The 17984-nt window shown below is 55.7% G+C and carries 12 protein-coding genes; 3 read left to right on the top strand and 9 right to left on the bottom strand.

Annotated features, from left to right (window positions below; all coding sequences use genetic code 11):
- Positions 1–159 precede the first annotated feature (159 nt).
- Genes bcsE through bcsG form a run of 3 tightly spaced genes read left to right on the top strand, consistent with a single transcriptional unit; the run spans position 160 to position 3585 of the window.
- On the top strand, positions 160–1719 hold the full coding sequence (bcsE, locus tag ABGA49_RS07650) for a cellulose biosynthesis c-di-GMP-binding protein BcsE (RefSeq protein WP_088238295.1): 1560 nt from the start codon (positions 160–162) through the stop codon (positions 1717–1719).
- Positions 1716–1913: a cellulose biosynthesis protein BcsF gene (bcsF, locus tag ABGA49_RS07645; RefSeq protein WP_061492597.1), complete on the top strand. Its 198-nt coding sequence runs from the start codon at positions 1716–1718 to the stop codon at positions 1911–1913. The genes bcsE and bcsF overlap by 4 nt, the downstream gene beginning before the upstream one ends.
- Entirely contained in the window at positions 1906–3585 is a 1680-nt protein-coding gene (bcsG, locus tag ABGA49_RS07640) for a cellulose biosynthesis protein BcsG (RefSeq protein WP_061492595.1), read from the top strand. Before bcsF ends, bcsG begins: the two co-directional genes overlap by 8 nt.
- A 562-nt stretch (positions 3586–4147) precedes the next feature.
- Here the strand turns inward: bcsG and ABGA49_RS07635 are convergent.
- The 9 genes from ABGA49_RS07635 to dppD form a co-directional block, all read right to left on the bottom strand.
- Positions 4148–5143 carry a glycosyl hydrolase family 8 gene (locus ABGA49_RS07635; RefSeq protein WP_061492593.1) on the bottom strand — a complete coding sequence of 332 codons (996 nt, stop codon included), beginning with the start codon at positions 5141–5143 and terminating at the stop codon, positions 4148–4150.
- Positions 5144–5151: 8 nt separating this feature from the next.
- Positions 5152–5631 (bottom strand): cellulose biosynthesis protein BcsD, encoded by a 480-nt coding sequence (gene bcsD / locus ABGA49_RS07630; RefSeq protein ID WP_061492591.1) that lies wholly within the window; start codon positions 5629–5631, stop codon positions 5152–5154.
- A complete protein-coding gene (locus ABGA49_RS07625) occupies positions 5631–9614 on the bottom strand; it encodes a cellulose synthase subunit BcsC-related outer membrane protein (protein ID WP_347665449.1) in 3984 nt (1327 codons plus the stop codon). The genes bcsD and ABGA49_RS07625 overlap by 1 nt, the downstream gene beginning before the upstream one ends.
- A 14-nt stretch (positions 9615–9628) precedes the next feature.
- Positions 9629–11905 carry a cellulose biosynthesis cyclic di-GMP-binding regulatory protein BcsB gene (bcsB, locus tag ABGA49_RS07620; RefSeq protein WP_347665383.1) on the bottom strand — a complete coding sequence of 759 codons (2277 nt, stop codon included), beginning with the start codon at positions 11903–11905 and terminating at the stop codon, positions 9629–9631.
- Positions 11902–14016, bottom strand: a complete 2115-nt coding sequence (gene bcsA / locus ABGA49_RS07615; protein WP_347665382.1) for a UDP-forming cellulose synthase catalytic subunit — start codon at positions 14014–14016, stop codon at positions 11902–11904. Before bcsA ends, bcsB begins: the two co-directional genes overlap by 4 nt.
- A 17-nt stretch (positions 14017–14033) precedes the next feature.
- Positions 14034–14837, bottom strand: coding sequence for a cellulose biosynthesis protein BcsQ (bcsQ, locus tag ABGA49_RS07610; protein WP_061492585.1), 804 nt, complete (start codon positions 14835–14837; stop codon positions 14034–14036).
- Complete coding sequence (gene bcsO / locus ABGA49_RS07605; RefSeq protein ID WP_061492583.1) at positions 14828–15364, bottom strand: cellulose biosynthesis protein BcsO; 537 nt, start codon at positions 15362–15364, stop codon at positions 14828–14830. The genes bcsQ and bcsO overlap by 10 nt, the downstream gene beginning before the upstream one ends.
- Positions 15365–15983: 619 nt before the next feature.
- The gene (gene dppF, locus ABGA49_RS07600) at positions 15984–16997 is read right to left on the bottom strand and encodes a dipeptide ABC transporter ATP-binding subunit DppF (RefSeq protein WP_061492581.1); all 1014 of its coding nucleotides are present in this window, start codon (positions 16995–16997) and stop codon (positions 15984–15986) included.
- Entirely contained in the window at positions 16994–17977 is a 984-nt protein-coding gene (gene dppD, locus ABGA49_RS07595) for a dipeptide ABC transporter ATP-binding protein (protein WP_061492579.1), read from the bottom strand. The genes dppF and dppD overlap by 4 nt, the downstream gene beginning before the upstream one ends.
- Positions 17978–17984: the final 7 nt, after the last annotated feature.

Genomic DNA, 17984 nt, shown 5'->3' with positions numbered 1-17984 from the left:
ATGAATAAAAAGCACTTGAGCAAATGAGGCAAGGCAATCGCGCCTGAGAAAATTCGTTTACATGCTAAATCTGATGTTCTTTAATTTCAATGTTAGGTTTATTTCTTCGCTTACGCTAGTAAACTGAGATACAGTTAAATTCTCTGTAAGAGGGACATCGTGGACCCCGTATTTTCTATTGGAATCCAGTCGTTATGGGATGAATTACGTCATATGCCCGCAGGCGGCGTCTGGTGGATAAATGCCGATCGCGAGCAGGATGGAATCAATCTTATAAATCAGACGATTGCGACACAAGATAAAGAAGCCAAAGTCGCAATAATTGGCATGGGCCACGATCTGCATAAAATCATGCACCTGGATAACGATCACGGGCCAGAAAAAGTCCAGCTGTTCACCATGCCAAATCAGGAAAATGGTCTATACTTTTTCACCCGCGATTTACTGTGCTCAATAGAGCCTGAGAATTATTTGCTGATCCTGCTGTGTGCCAACAATGCATTTCAGAATATTCCCGTGGATAATTTGCAAAGATGGCTGGAAAAAACTCATGCGTGGGCAAAATACCATAAATGTGCGTTGCTGATAATTAACCCCAGCGGCAACAGCGATAAACAGACGTCGATTTTAATGAGTGAATACCGCACATTATTTGGCCTGGCCAGTTTACGCTATCAAAATGACTTACATGTTTATGACGTTGCCTGGTGGTGTAATGAAAAAGGAGTTAGCGCACGGCAACAGCTGCAGATCCTTAATCTTCAAGGACGTTGGCAATTAGCGGAACGGGAAGAAACATCTGTCCAGCCACGCAGCGATGAAAAGCGAATCTTAAGTAATATTGCTGTATTGGAAGGCGCACCGCCGCTCTCCGAATACTGGTCATTATTTGAAACCAACGAAGCATTATTTGAAGAAGCTCGCGCCAGCCAGGCGGCAACATTGATATTTGCGCTGACGCAAAATAATCAAATAGACAGTATTGCGCGGCAGATCCACACGCTGCGTCGCCAACGCGGCAGCGGCCTGAAAATCATTGTCCGTGAAAGCCACGCCAGCCTGCGCGCCACGGATGAGCGCCTGTTGCTGGGTTGCGGAGCCAATATGGTTATCCCGTGGAATGCTCCGTTATCGCGCTGTTTAACGTTAATAGAAAGCGTGCAAGGCCAGCAGTTCAACCGTCGGGTGCCGGAAGATATCACCACGCTGCTGTCGATGACCCAACCGTTGAAACTGCGAGGTTTCCAGCCGTGGGGCACATTCTGCGATGCTGTCAGCAATATGGTGAATAACCAGCTTTTACCCGCAGATGGCAAAGGCGTAATGGTCGCGCTGCGACCGGTGCCGGGCATTCGCGTTGAGCAAGCACTCACCCTGTGCCGACCAAACCGCACCGGGGATATTGTGAGCATTGGCGATAACCGGCTGGTGCTGTTTTTATCTTTCTGCCGGGTCAACGATCTCGACACCGCACTGAACCATATTTTTCCGCTGCCAACGGCGGATATTTTCTCTAATCGCATGGTGTGGTTCGAAGATAACCAGATTGCCGCCGAGCTGGTACAAATGCGCACGCTGACGCCGGATCAGTGGGCAAAACCGTTAATCGTCACGAGTGAAACGAAGAAAGTGATCAATGCAGAACACGATGGCACCGCCTGGCGCCGTATCCCGGAACATTACCGGTTACTCAGCGAAACCACGGAGCGTACATCATGATGTCGATTAGCGATATCGTTCAGCTTGTTGTGTTGTGCGCGTTAATTTTCTTCCCGCTGGGGTATCTTGCCCGCCACTGGTCGCGCCCGATTCGTACCGCGCTCCGTTTAACCTTTTCCAAACCCCGCTATGTGAAACCAATCGGTATTTTGCGCCGGGAATCGCTCGTCAAGGCAGACCGTAAACATGACTAATCATACAACGACCTCTCCAACGCCTTCGCCGCTGTGGCAATACTGGCGCGGCCTTTCCGGTTGGAACTTCTATTTTCTGGTGAAGTTCGGTCTGCTGTGGGCGGGATACCTTAATTTTCATCCCCTGCTGAACCTGGTATTTATGGCATTCCTGTTGATGCCGCTGCCAAACCTGCGTCTGCACCGACTGCGGCACTGGATTGCCATTCCTGTCGGCTTCGGGCTGTTCTGGCACGATACCTGGTTGCCGGGGCTGGAAAGCATGATGAGCCAGGGTTCGCAGGTTGCCGGATTCAGCGCCAGTTATCTGGCCGACCTGGCGCTGCGTTTTATTAACTGGCAAATGGTCGGTGCGTTGTTCGTTCTGCTGATTGCCTGGCTCTTTTTGTCGCAGTGGATCCGCGTGACGGTGTTTGTCGTTGCGCTGATGATCTGGCTGAACGTGTTGACTCTTACCGGTCCGGCCTTCTCGTTGTGGCCCGGAGGCCAGCCAACCACCACGGTAACCACCACCGGCGGCGCGGCGGCGGCAACCGTCGCAACGGCGGGGGATACGCCAGTGGTTGGCGATATTCCGGCGCAAACTGCTCCGCCAACCTCAGAAAACCTCAACGCATGGCTGGCCAGTTTCTACGCATCGGAAGAGAAACGTCAGAGCACGTTCCCGACTGAGCTGGCGGCAGACTCACAGCCTTTCGACCTGCTGATGATCAATATCTGCTCACTCTCCTGGGCGGATATCGAAGCCGCCGGGCTGATGTCGCATCCGCTGTGGTCACACTTCGATATGGTATTTAAACACTTTAACTCCGCCACCGCTTATAGCGGCCCGGCGGCCATTCGCCTGTTACGCGCAAGCTGCGGCCAGTCATCACATAAAAACCTCTATCAGCAGGCGGGAGCGCAATGCTATCTGTTTGATAATTTGGCGAAACTTGGTTTCACCCAACAGTTGATGATGGATCACAACGGCGAATTCGGTGGTTTCCTGAAAGAGGTCCGCGACAATGGCGGCATACAAGTGCCATTGATGAACCAGGCTGGTCTGCCACCGGTCCTGCTCTCCTTTGACGGCTCGCCAATTTTTGACGATACCGCGGTGCTGAATCGCTGGATGGAGTCAGAGGCCACTAACCAGGGTAAACGTACCGCGACGTTCTACAACCTGTTGCCGCTGCACGATGGTAACCACTACCCGGGCGATCGCAAAAGCGCGGATTACAAGCTGCGGGCACAGAAGCTGTTCGATGAACTGGATGCTTTCTTCACTCAACTGGAGAAATCCGGGCGCAAAGTGATGGTGGTGCTGGTACCGGAGCATGGCGCGGCGTTGCAGGGCGATAAGATGCAGGTTTCCGGCTTGCGCGACATTCCCAGCCCGTCAATCACCAACGTGCCTGCGGCGATTAAGTTTTTTGGCATGAAAGCGCCACATCAGGGCGCGCCGCTGGAAATTACCCAGCCGAGCAGTTTTCTTGCGATTTCGGAGATTGTTACGCGCGTGCTGGATGGGAAGATTTTCACCCAGGATAGCGTGAACTGGCAGCAGTTGATCGGCAATTTGCCGCAGACCGCGCCGGTATCGGAGAATGCGAACGCGGTGGTTATTCAGTACCAGGATAGGCCCTATGTACGTCTGAACGGCGGTGACTGGGTGCCATATCCGCAATAACGCCCTTCTCCCCTCACCCTAACCCTCTCCCCAAAGGGGAGAGGGAACAGACTACTGCAGACTTCCCCTCGCCCCAACCCTCTCCCCAAAGGAGAGAGGGGACAGACTGCTGCGGACTTCCCCTCACCCCAACCCTCACCCCAACCCTCTCCCCACAGGAGTAGAGGGAACCGACTGCTGCGGACTTCCCCTCACCCCAACCCTCTCCCCAAAGGAGAGAGGGAACAGACTGCTGCAGACTTCCCCTCACCCCGGCCCTCTCCCCAAAGGAGAGAGGGGACAGACTGCTGCGGACATCCCCTCACCCCGCCCCTTTCACCACAGGGGAGAGGGAACCGACTGTTGCGGACTTCCCCTCACCCTAATCCTCTTCCCAAAGGGGAGAGGGAACCGTTGCTGCAGACTTCCTCTCTCCCTGACACTCTCCCCACAAAGGTGAGGGAACAGACCCGTGCGGATTTATCCTTACGGGTCCTTCGATAACAGGGCGAGAGTACAGAATGGTACGGTTTTCTCCCTCTCCCTTTCAGGGAGAGGGCCGGGGTGAGGGTCAGCAGCGCCGTTACTTCTGCTGCGCCAGCCACACCAGCATCTTCAGACTGGCGGAATAGTAATCGTCCTGCGCAGTGATTTGCGGCTCTGCGGGCGTTGCGCCCAGTGTGAGATCGCGCACCGCCAGCAACCCGTCGTTCATATTGTACGGCGCGGTATCGTTGGTCGTGACATTCACCCAGGCAGGCGTCTGGTTGCGGCTAAAACCTTGCCACCAGTTGCGCCATGGCGTTAATAGCGGACTTTGCGCATCCTGCCAGCTCACATACAGCGGAATACGGATCGCATCATAGCTCATGCGCGGTGGCCACTCTTTGGCTGGCGACAGTTTGCCATCTGCCGACAATGCAACCCAATCCGTCGGCAGCTGCGCCTTACCCCAAGCCATTTTGCCCAGCAGCGTTTGCGCATCTTTGATCAGTTCCCGCCAGGCCACCAGATGGCTACGGTTGGCGAAATCCTGCCATGCCGGGAAGATAAAGTACGAGGGATTGAGGTTCACATAGGTGTTGCGGTTGAAACCATTCGCCCCTGGCAGCATCACGCGGTAACCGGCAAAACTGATCACCGTATGTTTCAGCACCGCCTGCGTGATCGCATCGGATGCCGCAAGATACGCCGGGATATTCCAGCGCTGCCCGGCTTTTAACAACGCCCAGGCGATCAGTACATCGCCGTCAGTGGCATCGTTTTTATCAGGAATGGGATCGGCTTCCACCGGGTTATAACGCCAGTAATAGAGGCCGTTATCTTTGTTTTTCAGGGTGTTGTTGGTCCAGTTCCACATGCTGTCAAATGCGGTTCTGTCGTTATTTGCCACCGCCAATAGCATGGCGTAGCCCTGACCTTCGGTGTGAGAAATGCTTTTATTGCCGGTATCAACGATACGTCCATCCGGCATCAGAAACCGCGCTTTATAGCTATCCCAGGCCGCAGAGGCCTGAGAAAATGACGAAAACAGCAGACTCACCATCACCACCATCGCGGCGAAAATGCGCTTCAACATGGGTTTACTCACTGTGGTTTAGCGTAGCGGAATACTACATCTGACACAGAATAGAGACTTTCGCGCGTAAAAACGAGACCGGAATCGCCGCCCTGCCCACGCAGCCAGCGCGAATAAAGCCCTTCCAGGATGGCGCAAAACGCCGAACACCAGCGTGTCTGCAGCGCTTTATCGCGGGCAACGGGTATGCCCTGATGACGGAACGCCAGCCCATTTTCGCTAACAATCATGTCAATGCAGCCCCAATTGAACACCCGCAATTGCGCATTGATGTGGGCTTCCAACTCACCCACGGTCGCCGAAACGGGCAGCGGCGTGCGATCCGCCATGGCTTCGCCCATCTGTCGCAGGAACGGCAGGCTTTCCGCCTCGCCGACATTACGCACCATGCCATCAATCATCACGCCAAGCAGATCAAACCAGCCCGGCGGAGTCTGTTGCTGCTGAAAATAGGCCAGCAATGCGGCGTTGGCATTATCCGTTTTCATTATTTGTCTCCCAGCATATACCGGAGATAAAGTCCGGCGGTGCTTTCGTTATAGCTACCGAAGGTGTCGTAACTGACGTTACCGCCCACCGTCATTTTGTTATTCACGTTGTAATCCAGACCCGCATGGACGTTATAGCCGATGCCGTTTTGCGAACGGCCGCCATACTGCGCTTCTTTGACAAAGCCCATATCAGCCAGTTGTTGCATCATCTGCTGCGCTTCCGGCGCGGTCGGGAAATAGTCGCTCTTATCCTGGCTGTAGGATTGATAGCCCACCGAACCCCCAAGCCGCAGTTTCCAGTTGTCGATTTTCTGCGAGAAATCTACCGGCAACGCCACGCTGACGTAGTTCTGCGGGCTGAAGTAGCCCCCCTGCCCATAGGTGAAGTAGCTGAGGTTCTTCGAGAAATCCATCCAGCTCACGCTAAGGCCGGTCTGCAACTGGCGGAAACTGTCATGCAACGGGCGCAGATAGACCCCGGCGCTGGCGTTCATACTGGTGTTGCTCGCCACGTTCTCACCAAGATAGCTATAACCGCCGCCACCCACGTAGAAACCGGCGTCGCCATCATCGTAGCTCAACTGCGCGCTACCGCCGTTTTTGGTGACACGCCCCCAGCGCTCACCGGAATATTTATCATACAGGCCCACATAGGAGAGCAGACTGTCGGTTACGGCGCGGCGCTCACCCGTCAGGATCAACGTGAGGTAGTTGGTCAGTTTCGGCGACCATTTCACGCCGCCCACGAGCGTACTGAGATCCTGACCCAGCGGCGTTGTTCCGATATCCAGCTTATAGCTGTCGCCGCTCAACGCCATATTCAGCTCAACGCCGCTGGCGTTTTGTGAATCGGTCGAGGCGTTAATCGCATCGTTATAATTCTTCTTATAATTCGATTCGCTCAGGCTTTGTAAGCGGCTCGAATTCAGCAGCGAGGTCAGATTGCTATACCCTTCTGCCGTAAAAGGCGACAGTTTGCTGGCATTCGCATAGCTGGCGAGATCGGTGAACTTATCGCTACCATCCGTTGCCGTGGAACTGTTGGCCGTTTTGATTGAGGTGCTGATGTTGCTCACCGCATCTGCCAGCGGGTTGGAGCCATAGCGGCGCCAGGCATCGCCCGAAGCGCTGCCCGAGCTCAGGGAAACCGGAGTGGCGGTAAACTCAAAACGCGACTCGCCAAACGGCGAACTGGACCAGGTGAGCGGTGCTTTTGCTTCCGTCAGTTTACTGGTGCCGGTTTCGCCATCGCGCCCGCGGATCTCCACGTTGCCCTGCAGCCACATACCGGTTTTCTCGTCCATTTGCTGCATCATGTCATCGACCTGACGCAGCGTACGGGACTGTGCGGTTTCAACCGGTAAATCGGTGCGGGTGGTGCCTGGCAACGTACTGCCCGGTTCACGAGCCACCTGCGCTACTTGCCACGGCAGGGTCTGCCCGTACAGCGATTGCGGAGCGGTGGTTTTACTGGTGGTCATAAACGGGTTATCCGCCAGCAGTACACCGCCGATGGTTGGCGTTGCCGCACTGTTGGAAGAGTCCAGACCCACCAGTTTGCCGCGCGCGCTGCGCAGGTAGGTCATCGCCTGCTGGTGGTTGCCTTTCGCCTCTTCCAGACGCGCCAGCAACAGTAAACGCTCTGGCGATGCGTTGCTGCGCAGACCATTGGCCAGGCTTTGCGCTTTCTCCACATTGTTTTCCGCCAGCGCCACATCGATAGCGCCCACACGTGCGGCCTGATCTTCGCTGTCCCGCGTCATCAGGTAGTCATACAGCACGCCCGCTTCTTTGTTCATTTTGCCCGTTTGATACAGACGGCCCATCGCGAACATTAAATCCGTATTCTGCGGATCGTTTTGCAATGCGCGAATGAGCTTGTCGTATGCAGCGGCATAGTTGCCCTGCTCACGCAGCCGATCGGCTTCATTAATCACATAACCATTACGCACGCCCGCCAATTGCGCAGGGGTGCTGCGCGATTGCAGTTCCGGGCTGGCGACAAAACTCTGCGCTTCCTGGTTCAGACCGGCCTGGTTGAGCACGGCAACCTGATCGGCATAATCACCGGCGTTACCCTGCACACCCTGTTTCATGTTGTCACGCACCAGCGACACCGCGGTAGTCAAATCACCGGTTCGGGCCAGCATGCGCGCCAGTTTCCCGGCATCGACCGGGTTTTTCGGCGGCGTCGCCGACAGCGCTTTTAGCGTGTTAGACGCTGCGGTCATATTGCCCTGGGCGAGGTAACGTTCTGCGGTCGCCATTTGCAGGTTGTAATTCACCCGCTGCGCAAGATCGCGCATCTGGCTGTTTTGACTGGACGGAGAGATACGCGCCAGCAACGAACTGGCCTGCTGCCAGCCGCCATTCTCACTGGCAAACAGCGCCCCGGCATACAGCGAGCTGGCGCCTGCGCCGTCGCGCCCGGTGGGCATCATGACGGTTGCGCCTTCGCTCTCGCGCCCGGTTTGCTGAAGCAAGCGCGCCAGGTCAAGACGCAGCCACGGATCGTCCGGTAGTCGCGCCACACCCTGGCGTAATACGTTGATCGCCTGCTCCGTGTTCCCCGCAGCGACCAGTTGCTGTGCCTGGCGGCGCAGCGGGTCGCCAGGGGTTCCGGTGACCACACGTGGTTGCAACTTCGCCTGCAAGCCCGCTGGTAACGTATTCAGCATGGCCTGCGCTTCCGCGGCCTTGTTCTGGTCACGCAGCACGTAGTAGAGATTTTCTCGTGCCGGGGCATTCTGCGGTTGTTCGTTCAGAATGCCGCGCAGCGTCTGTTCGGCCTGGCTGTAATCTTTGTTCTGCCGCAACACATCCGCACGGAACAGTTTCGCCGCCGTTCCGCGTTCGCCACTCTGTTGCGCCAGCGGCGCAGAGAGCGCCAGCGCTTCGCTAACGTTGCCCTGTTTTAAGGCGTGTTGGGCCTGCGCCAGCTGACCGTAAAATGCCGCGTCCTCTGCTTGCGCACGGCGTTCGCCGGAGGCGTCGCCGCCCTGGCTCGCCGCGCGGTTAAGGTACTGAGCAGCAGCCTGATAGTCGCCATTGCGCTGGGCAATATAGCCCAGGCCTGCTAACGCGTCAGCATCGTCCGGGTTCGCTTGTAATACCTGGGCGAACTTCTGTTTCGCCAGGCTGCTGTCTCCGCTGTTGAGAGCGTTAAAGCCGGCCCCTTTCGCCGCGCCGCCAACATTTTTGCGATAGTACGTCTGCACTTCGCTGTCCTGTGGATGGCGCTGCAACCAGGTGTCGTAAAAACGCTCATCGCCGGGTTGCGGCCCCAGCCATAACAGCGCCTGTCGCAAACCGTCATCAGCCTCACGGCTGCCGCTGGACATCGGTTCCAGCAATAAAATCCCGTCGCGACGCGTCTCTTCACGCCAGGTCAACATTTTACCCAATGCGATACGGGCGGCCGTGTCCTGTGGATACTGCGCCACAAAACGGCGCATCTGCGACAACGCCTGCGGATAGAGCGCTTTGTCGCTCGCCATGGTCTGGTAATATTCCGGCGCCAGGCTTGGCGGCGGCGTGTCGCCGTTAAACATGCTGCGCCACGTCTCCAGCGCAGCCGGGACGTTGCCGCTACGCGCTTGCTGGCGGGCGAGCGTAAGCTGCCCCTGCGGCACCTGCGCGAGCTGTTTTGCGTTATCCAGCGCCTGCAAACTGCTGTCTCCCGGCGCAGCTTTCGCCAGTCGCGCGCGCCACTGTGCCGCAGTTTGCAGATCGCCATTTTGCTGCGCCCACAGCGCCATCAGATACATCGCCTGGGCGTTGTTGGCATCGACCATTAAGATCTTTTTCAGTGACTCCATGGCCAGATCGTCGTGGGACTTTTCATGCCAGTAATTGGCCTGATCGAACAGCGCCTTCAGCGCAGCATCATTTGCTGCGGCGTGCACCAGCCCCGGAGTGCTGAGGATCAGAGCGCCGGAGAGGCAGAATGTGGATAACCGACGGGCGGTTTTTACGCTCATGGTGGTGACCTTTTTCACTTGTCGCTCTCCGGATCAAGACGTTTACGCTCGCGTTTTTTCAGCGTGATATACAGCACCCCGCCGACCAGCGAGCCAAACAGCAACCCGAGGATCGCCAGCAACGCTGAGTGCTGGTTGGCATACCAAATCACCATCATATGCACCGGCATTTCACCGCTCGGGAATTGCTCGCCCACGCGGAAACTGCGCACGCCGGTTTCGTTGGTAATGATGGCCGCATCGCCGCGTATCCCGGCATTAATGCGCGCGGAACTGAGGTCAGCGTGCAACTGGGAGAGTTGCTCGTCGTTGCTCCCTAATGCCAGCACCACCAGCCGTTCGTCATTCCACGGTGAGCGGAAACTGACAAAACCGCGCCACGCTTCGTTAGAAGAGAAGTAGCGGTCGGCTTCAATGCCCTGCGACGCCCAGTCGCCGCTGATCCAACGGCGGATTTTCTGCCAGCTCCCCGGCGCGCGGACGCCCAGCGTGCTGTCGTGCAGAGTAAACGGTGAGTTCGCCAACAGTGCGCGGTTAAACGCGTGCTGGTCCATACCGGTAACCGCCAGCACATCGCGGTCGCGCATCAGCTCGCTATCGGTCGGTAGACCCAGTACCACACGGTTATGCCCAAGCGCAGTGCCGGTAGCATTCCCGGCGCGCGCTGTCATATCCAGCAGGGTCGCGACTTGCGTCTCTGTCGGTTGTGCGGGCAGCATCAGCAACGTTTCTGAATAGTCTGCCTGTCGGGTAAACGGAAAAGAGGCACCGACAAAGTAAGAGAGGTTCGGCAACAGGGCAAAGTGGCGGGTGTGGCTCAAATCAATCCACGAGTCGTCATCAATGCGGCTCTTGATGTTGTTATTCAGCAACGTGCTGCACGGCGCGTTCTCTTTCGGCACGATGTTGAAATAGAGCGAAAGTTGGTTGTCGCCGTAAATCATGTATGGCTCCAGCGGCATATCAAACGACTCCTGCCGCGCATCGCCACCCAGTTTGTGCCACAACGTCTCCAGCGCGCCCTGCTTGTTAACCGGCAGGTTATGCAGGAAGGCGTCGTTCAGGGTCATACTCAGCCATGAGCGCTGCTCATCAATCCAGTTTTCCGTCGGGAAGCGGTAGCCGACATGCAGCGGAATGGTTTCTCCGTCCCACAGGAAGAGATCCGGCGCTGCGCGAAACGCCACCTGCAACGGCGAATGCCAGATCCCGGTCGTAGTCAGGCTTTGATCTTTGCGGATCAACTCCGTCAATTTCACTGGGCGATCCGTCGGGATCCAGCGTGGTGCATCATACGGTTTGCTCAACGGAATAGTTTGCGCCTCCACCTCCACGGACGGCGTTTGTGCGGCAAAGTTACCGCGCGTTAAACGCCAGGCCGCAGCACGCAATTCGGTATCGTCTTTCCCGACCACCAGCAGCAGTTTGTAAACCGGGTTCGCCGGGTTATCGACAATTTTCAGTAGTGGTTGCGTGGTTTGCGGCAGCGTCAGGCCGCCGATCTGCTCGCCGGGATGACCGATCAGGATGCCGTTTTTCTCCGGCAGACGATCGTGATACGTCGCAAAAGAGACGCCGCGATAATCCACTTGGATCCCCAGCCATGAGGCGATCAATGCCGCCGCGCTAATGGTATCTGCGCTAAGTTTTGGCCCAAACGCCACAGCGATAGCCGCAGGCGTCATCTGCATGCTGTCAAAGAACGGACGCGGGAAGTGGCTCAGATCCGCACCGATATCCAGCTGTTGCCCTTCCAGTTCAAAATGCGAATCCGGTAGCACAGTGACACGGTATTTGTCGCTCAGGTCGCGCTGACACTGCATCGCGTCACCGTCATTAATTTTCACGCTCAGGCTGTTGCTGGAGACCATCAACGCAGCCGGAACATCCAGTTGATAACGAGCGATATCCCCTTCGGCGGCGCTCAGCGGTACGGTGCCCAATGGCTGACCGTTAAGCATCAGTTGCAGCGTGGCGTTACGCGCCGCCATTGCCGGGGAAATTTTTAAATTCAGCGCCAGTCGGGCATTGGTCATCACCTGGTCCAGCGGCAGGGTAAAATCCACTCCGCCCTGGAATTGCCCACCGCTCAGGGTGATGCCCTGTGGCAGGCCCATTTGCGCAATGCTGATACTGTTCACCACCGAGGGGACAAAAGTCGGCGGCGTTTGCGCCTGTGTCGGCGCGGGCAGATTGAGTGGCAACAGCGACTCAACCGGGGTTTCTTCACTGTGCAACGGGGCGATAAACAGCGCGCTCACCAACACCGCCAGCGTGGTCAGACGTTTCATACTCGCCCCTCTTCAGACGCCGTACTGGCCGCTTGTTCAGCGCGCAGACGTCGGTTTTCGCGGCGCGATGTCCAGGTCATCCAGAACAGATCAAACACGCAGCGCACAATGGTGGCCATCGAACGGAACGGATTGTCCTGCGGTTTCGGCGGGTGAATCCATGCATCGGCGCGGGAAAGCACCACCCGCACCAGCTCGCGGCGGCGCGACAGCGGAATATCATCAAACATCAGGCGGATATACTCTTCGTCACTGGCCACCGTGTTGACCGGGATGCTGATCGCCCCCGATTGCAACAGCAGCTCCACTTCTTCGATTTCATCGTTCAGATGGCGGTCATCCGGCGCGATAACGCGACAGCCACCCATCGACAAGTCTGCTGTTTTGCTGCGCGAGGTGATGCCGCTGGCATAATGCAGCAACACCGGAATATCCACATCGATACGGATCGTTTTGCGTGTCTGTCGCGTTTCACGCGCCACGGCGATGGCCGCCAGCAGGAAGATCAGACTGTACAATCCCCAACCGACGTTCAGGGCGATAACGCGCGGATCCACGCCAAAATAGTCATGGGCAAAGGCGCGCGCGAGACCGGCTATCACACCCGCGCCGAGTAACACCGCGATAATCAAATGCAGACGCACTACGCTAAAGTCGAAGTAGCCAACGTTTAACAGGCCGCCTTTATCGGTCACGTTAAATTTCCCGCGTTTCGGGAAGAACATGGTGACGACCGTCGGCAGCACAATGTGGAACGCCAGCACGATGTCGTAGATCTCCCCCCAGAAGCTATAACGGTAACGCCCGTTTAGCCGCGAGTTGACGTAGACCGACAAGAACAGATGCGGCAGCGCATACGCAAATACCAGGCTCGCCGACGAGTGAATAATGTTCAGGTTAAACAGCAGATAGGCCAGCGGCGCGGTTAAAAACGCGATGCGCGGCAGCGCGAACTGGTAATAGAGCATGGCGCTCAGGTAGCACAACCGCTGCTGGATGGTTAGCCCGCGGCCAAACAGCGGGTTGTCGAGGCGGAAAATCTGCGTCATACCACGAGCCCAACGGGTACGTTGAATCACATGCAGCACCAGGCGTTCAGTGGCCAGGCCTGCCGCCAGTGGAATATCAAGAAATGCCGAGCCCCAGCCCAGACGCTGCATTTTCAGCGCAGTGTGGGCATCTTCCGTCACGGTTTCGACGGCGAAACCACCAATCTCTTCCAGCGCGCTGCGGCGAATAACCGCACAGGATCCACAGAAGAATGTGGCGTTCCAGTTATCATTCCCCCGCTGGATTGGACCATAAAACAGCGAGCCTTCGTTGGGGATATCTCGCCCCAGCGAGAGGTTACGTTCGAACGGATCGGGAGAGTAAAAGTAATGCGGCGTCTGCACCAGCGCCAGTTTCGGATCTTTCAGGAACCCACCCACTGTAGCCTGCAGGAAAATACGGGTGGCCACATGGTCACAGTCGAACACGCAAATCAGCTCGCCGTTGGTGAGTTTCATGGCGTGGTTCAGGTTACCGGCTTTGGCGTGCGCATTATCATTACGGGTGATATAGCCTACGCCCACATCGGCGGCGAATACCGCAAACTCGCGACGTTTACCGTCGTCGAGCAGATAGATTTGCATCTTGTTGCGCGGGTAATCAATACACTGCGCCGCCAGCACTGTGTCGCGCACCACGTCCAGCGGTTCGTTATAGGTCGGAATGTAAATATCGACGGTCGGCCACTGGTTCATATCGTCCGGCAACTGGACGATTTCACGCTTCAGCGGCCATGCGGTCTGCAAATAGCTGAGCAGCAGCATCACCCAGACGTAGACTTCCGCCAGAAATAACCCCATACCGAGGATCGTTTCGACTTCGGAATTAAAATGCAGGGTTTGCGTCAGGCGGAAATACATATAACGCGTCGACAGCAATATCGACATCACTACCATAATCAGTGAGATGCTGCGCTTTTTGCTGAAGCCGAGCAGAAATAAAATACCGATACTGATCAGGCCAAAAATGTACTGTTTTTGGCTGTCCATCGGCGTAATGACCACTAAAAGGGCAACCGGAACCATTGCCAGCGCCAGCAATATATAAAGAAACTTTTTCATGGGGGTGCCCGTGAGCGTTAGAAGCCAGACATCTTAGGTTTACTGTGAACGGTACCGTCGCCGATCTTGACGCCTAAAATACCGGCGACGCGTTTGGCAATGAGTTCAATATCAAATGCCGCTGCGGAGGCCGGACTGAAGTCAAAGATGGACTGTTGCGATGCATTCGCTTCCGCAACGCTCTCATCCCGGTGCAGGACACCCAGCAGCTTATTGCCCAGGCGCTGCTCCATAAATGCCGTCACATCGCGGCTGATCTGGCGGCGGCTGTCGCTCTGATTCACCACAAAATAGTGACCGGCTCTACGGTTGAGGACTTCACCCGTCAGGCGGTTATTATCAATGTGTGGCAGCAGGGAGAGCGATGCGGTATCCGCCAGCAGCGTAACCAGATGCACATCGGCAAGCCGCGACATGGCTTTTAATGCCGCCGACGGCCCGGGAGGGAAGTCGGCAACAATAATCAGACCGGGATAATTAAGCAGCGTATTCAGCCCGCGCGTCAGGAAGTGTTCGTCGTGAGTCAGACGCTCTTCAAACGCAACACGCTCTTCCTCAGTGGCATCACCATACGGCAGAACAAAAATATTGCCGCCCGCCGTGAGGACAAACTGGCTCCAGTCGGAGGATTCCGCTGCCTTCGCCACGAAACCGCGCCCGTCAGAGAGTGGCACGCCGAAATGCAGACGCAGCGCATTTTGCACATCGAAGTCCAGCGCCAGAACTTTGCTGCCAGAACGGGCAAGAGCATACGCCAGGTTAGCCGTCAGCGTCGTTTTTCCGACGCCGCCTTTCGGCGAACAAACACAAATTAACGGCATGACGCGATCCTTTCTAACAACGATTGTAAGGGCTGATTTTTTTCAATGGCCGGTTCCGCTTCCGGTGCTTTTGGCGCAAAGAGTCGGGCAAAATTTGCGGGCTCTGAAGACGATCCACCAGAGACCGTTCGCGGTGCTGGCATTTGCATCACCGGCGCATATCTGTCTGGCTCCGGCAGATTCGCCGCAGCGTTAAACGCGGGCGCGACGGCATCAAGCTGGCTGGCGACATCTTTAAAAATGGAGGCCGACGGCACAGGCGTCACGTCACGGAGAACCGGAACGGCAAGCGGAGCCTCTTCTTCGGCGTTGATGGCGAAGAGATCGGGCTCAACGGCATGAGGAACCGGAACGGACACATGACCGCCCATTGCCAGCGTGGAGGTTTCGGTTGCAGGAGAAAGCTGATTAATAATGGTCCAACTGCCCTGGTCGTGTGCTAAGTGCTGTGCAGAGAGATCCTTGAAATCGTGTTTCTGGTTACGAGTCTTGTCCTTGAACCTCTGCAAATCATCGTAATGATTCATAGTTATTCTCATGATTTACAAAAAAATATTGTACCCACCACCGCCATGATCTTAGTGACCTGGTATAGGTAGTCGTATGATTTTTTATTTTCGCGGTGCTGTCGTGCGCGGGTACGTGATAACGCGTTTTCTATTATCCACAGCCTGTTTTTGCGGTTGAAATTGTAGCGCCGCTAACACACTGTTAATTTCCAGCAAATATATAAATATTCTCTATACATGTGCTATCTTTTTTTTTCACAATTACCATTACAGCATTTACGACTATAAAAAAGCGTCATCAATAGATGAATAAATCAACTTAAATAAAATTTATATATTTCTGAATTAATTTTAATTAAATCAATAGAATAATAAACTGCGATAAATAACTATTGGTTTAATTTTTTATTACTTACCGAAATATTTTGAAATAAAAATTTGCAGTTAAAAAAGCCGTAATTAATCTAACTCGTTCTTACTGCTGGACTTATTCCGAAACTACCTTTTTTGGCAGTTTTTTGGAAATATTTAAAATAAACCGGAATTTTACTCAGTTTTTAAGATTATCGCCAGAGTGGGGAAAGGATAAAAAAAGCCCGGTAAATAGACGTTACCGGGCAGTACGTTACAGCGATGTTTATGCCAGCGGTTTCTCGCCGTTCTCGTCCTGGTCAACCGCAAAACAGGCAACCAGCTGACCGCCGTAGTCCTTCAGTTGCGGCTGCAACTGGGTGCAGGGTCCAAAACGGCGACGGCAGCGGGCGTTAAATGCGCACCCCGGCGGTGGATTCAGCGGGCTTGGCAGCTCACCGGTCAGTTTAATACGCTCGCGACGCTCATCCGGGTTCAGACGTGGTGTTGCCGACAGCAGCGCCTGCGTGTACGGATGGCGTGGATTGGAGAATATCTGATCTTTGGTGCCCTTCTCCACGCAGCGGCCGAGGTACATCACCATCACTTCATCGGCAATGTGCTCAACGACCGACAGATCGTGAGAAATAAACACATAAGACAGCCCCAGGTCCTGCTGCAAATCCATCATCAGGTTCAGTACCTGCGCACGCACGGAAACGTCCAGCGCGGAGACCGGTTCATCGGCAATCACCACGTCCGGGTCGAGCATCAGGCCGCGGGCAATGGCAATACGCTGGCGCTGCCCACCCGAGAACATATGTGGGTAGCGATCGTAATGCTCGGTTTTCAGGCCGACTTTTGCCATCATCGCCAACGCTTTTTCCCGGCGCGCTTCTTTGCTCAGAGCCGTGTTAATCAGCAACGGCTCTTCGAGGATTTGCCCCACTTTTTTACGTGGGTTCAGCGAACCATACGGGTTCTGGAAAACGATCTGAATTTTCTGGCGGCGCAGCTTTTGCGCATGCGGATCGTGCTTAAGCAGATCCTGACCTTGATAATAGAGTTCCCCCCCGGTTGGGGTTTCGATCATCGTCAGCAGACGACCAAGCGTGGATTTACCACAGCCAGACTCGCCCACCACCGCGAGGGTTTTACCGCGCTCCAGCGTAAATGAAACGCCATCCAACGCTTTGACCAGGCGCTCCGGGGCAAACAGCCCTTTCTTCACCGGGTAGTGTTTCTTCAGGTCGATAGCCTGCAACAGCGGCTGTTGCGAGGTGGCCTCGTGCGTACTCATAGTGTCGGCCTCCCGGCGTCATCGAGTGGGTAGTGGCATTTAGACTGACGGCCGCCGTCGACGGTGTTCAGCTCAGGCTCTTGCTCACGGCATTTGTCCGTTGCATAGGGGCAGCGCGGGTTGAGCAGGCAACCGGTCGGGCGGTCATATTTGCCCGGCACCACACCCGGCAATGACGCCAGACGGGCTTTGTCCTGCGCGAACTCCGGCAGCGCGCGCAGTAGCGCCTGCGTATAGGGGTGACGCGGCGCACGGAAGATATCGCGCGCTTCGCCGGTTTCCACTACCTGGCCTGCATACATCACAATGATTTTGTGCGCCGCTTCCGCCACCAGCGCCAGATCGTGGGTAATCAGGATCAGCGCCATATTCTCTTTTTGCTGAAGCTCCAGCAAAAGTTCGATGATCTGCGCCTGAATCGTTACATCCAGTGCGGTGGTCGGTTCATCGGCAATCAGCAGTTTTGGCTGGCAGGCTATCGCCATCGCGATCATGACACGCTGACTCATCCCTCCAGAAAGCTGGTGCGGGTAAACGTCCAGACGCGAGGCTGGATCGGGAATACCCACCTGCGTCAGCAGGTCAATCGCGCGCTGACGTCGGGTTTTTTTATTCCCGCCCTGGTGCACTTTGATGGCTTCCATGATCTGGAAGCCGACCGTATAGCACGGGTTCAGGCTGGTCATAGGATCCTGAAAAATCATCGCCACTTCAGAGCCCACTAAACTGCGGCGTTCTTTTTCCGAAATGCGTTTCAGATCCTGGCCGTTGAACTCCAGCTTGTCGGCCATCACGCGACCGGGGAAGTCAATCAGTCCCATGATTGCCAACGAGCTGACGGATTTTCCGGAGCCGGACTCGCCGACGATGCCGACCACTTCGCCCTGGTTTACGCTATAGCTAACGCGGTCTACGGCGCGGAACTCGGAGCCCACGTCGCCGAAGTGCACCGATAATTTATCTACATTTAATAACGCCATCTCGAAC

Source organism: Kosakonia sp. WA-90 (assembly GCF_039871955.1).
Classification (GTDB): domain Bacteria; phylum Pseudomonadota; class Gammaproteobacteria; order Enterobacterales; family Enterobacteriaceae; genus Kosakonia; species Kosakonia oryzendophytica.
The sequence above is the reverse complement of the archived record's forward strand: the minus strand, read 5'-3'. Positions and strand labels throughout refer to the sequence as shown.

Excerpts from the sequence above, each read along its gene's own strand:
- bcsF (WP_061492597.1), top strand. The coding sequence starts at position 1,716 with ATGATGTCGATTAGCGATATCGTTCAGCTTGTTGTGTTGTGCGCGTTA.
- bcsG (WP_061492595.1), top strand. The coding sequence starts at position 1,906 with ATGACTAATCATACAACGACCTCTCCAACGCCTTCGCCGCTGTGGCAA.
- ABGA49_RS07635 (WP_061492593.1), bottom strand. The coding sequence starts at position 5,143 with ATGTTGAAGCGCATTTTCGCCGCGATGGTGGTGATGGTGAGTCTGCTG.
- bcsD (WP_061492591.1), bottom strand. The coding sequence starts at position 5,631 with ATGAAAACGGATAATGCCAACGCCGCATTGCTGGCCTATTTTCAGCAG.
- ABGA49_RS07625 (WP_347665449.1), bottom strand. The coding sequence starts at position 9,614 with ATGAGCGTAAAAACCGCCCGTCGGTTATCCACATTCTGCCTCTCCGGC.
- bcsB (WP_347665383.1), bottom strand. The coding sequence starts at position 11,905 with ATGAAACGTCTGACCACGCTGGCGGTGTTGGTGAGCGCGCTGTTTATC.
- bcsA (WP_347665382.1), bottom strand. The coding sequence starts at position 14,016 with ATGAAAAAGTTTCTTTATATATTGCTGGCGCTGGCAATGGTTCCGGTT.
- bcsQ (WP_061492585.1), bottom strand. The coding sequence starts at position 14,837 with ATGCCGTTAATTTGTGTTTGTTCGCCGAAAGGCGGCGTCGGAAAAACG.
- bcsO (WP_061492583.1), bottom strand. The coding sequence starts at position 15,364 with ATGAATCATTACGATGATTTGCAGAGGTTCAAGGACAAGACTCGTAAC.
- dppF (WP_061492581.1), bottom strand. The coding sequence starts at position 16,997 with ATGAGTACGCACGAGGCCACCTCGCAACAGCCGCTGTTGCAGGCTATC.
- dppD (WP_061492579.1), bottom strand. The coding sequence starts at position 17,977 with ATGGCGTTATTAAATGTAGATAAATTATCGGTGCACTTCGGCGACGTG.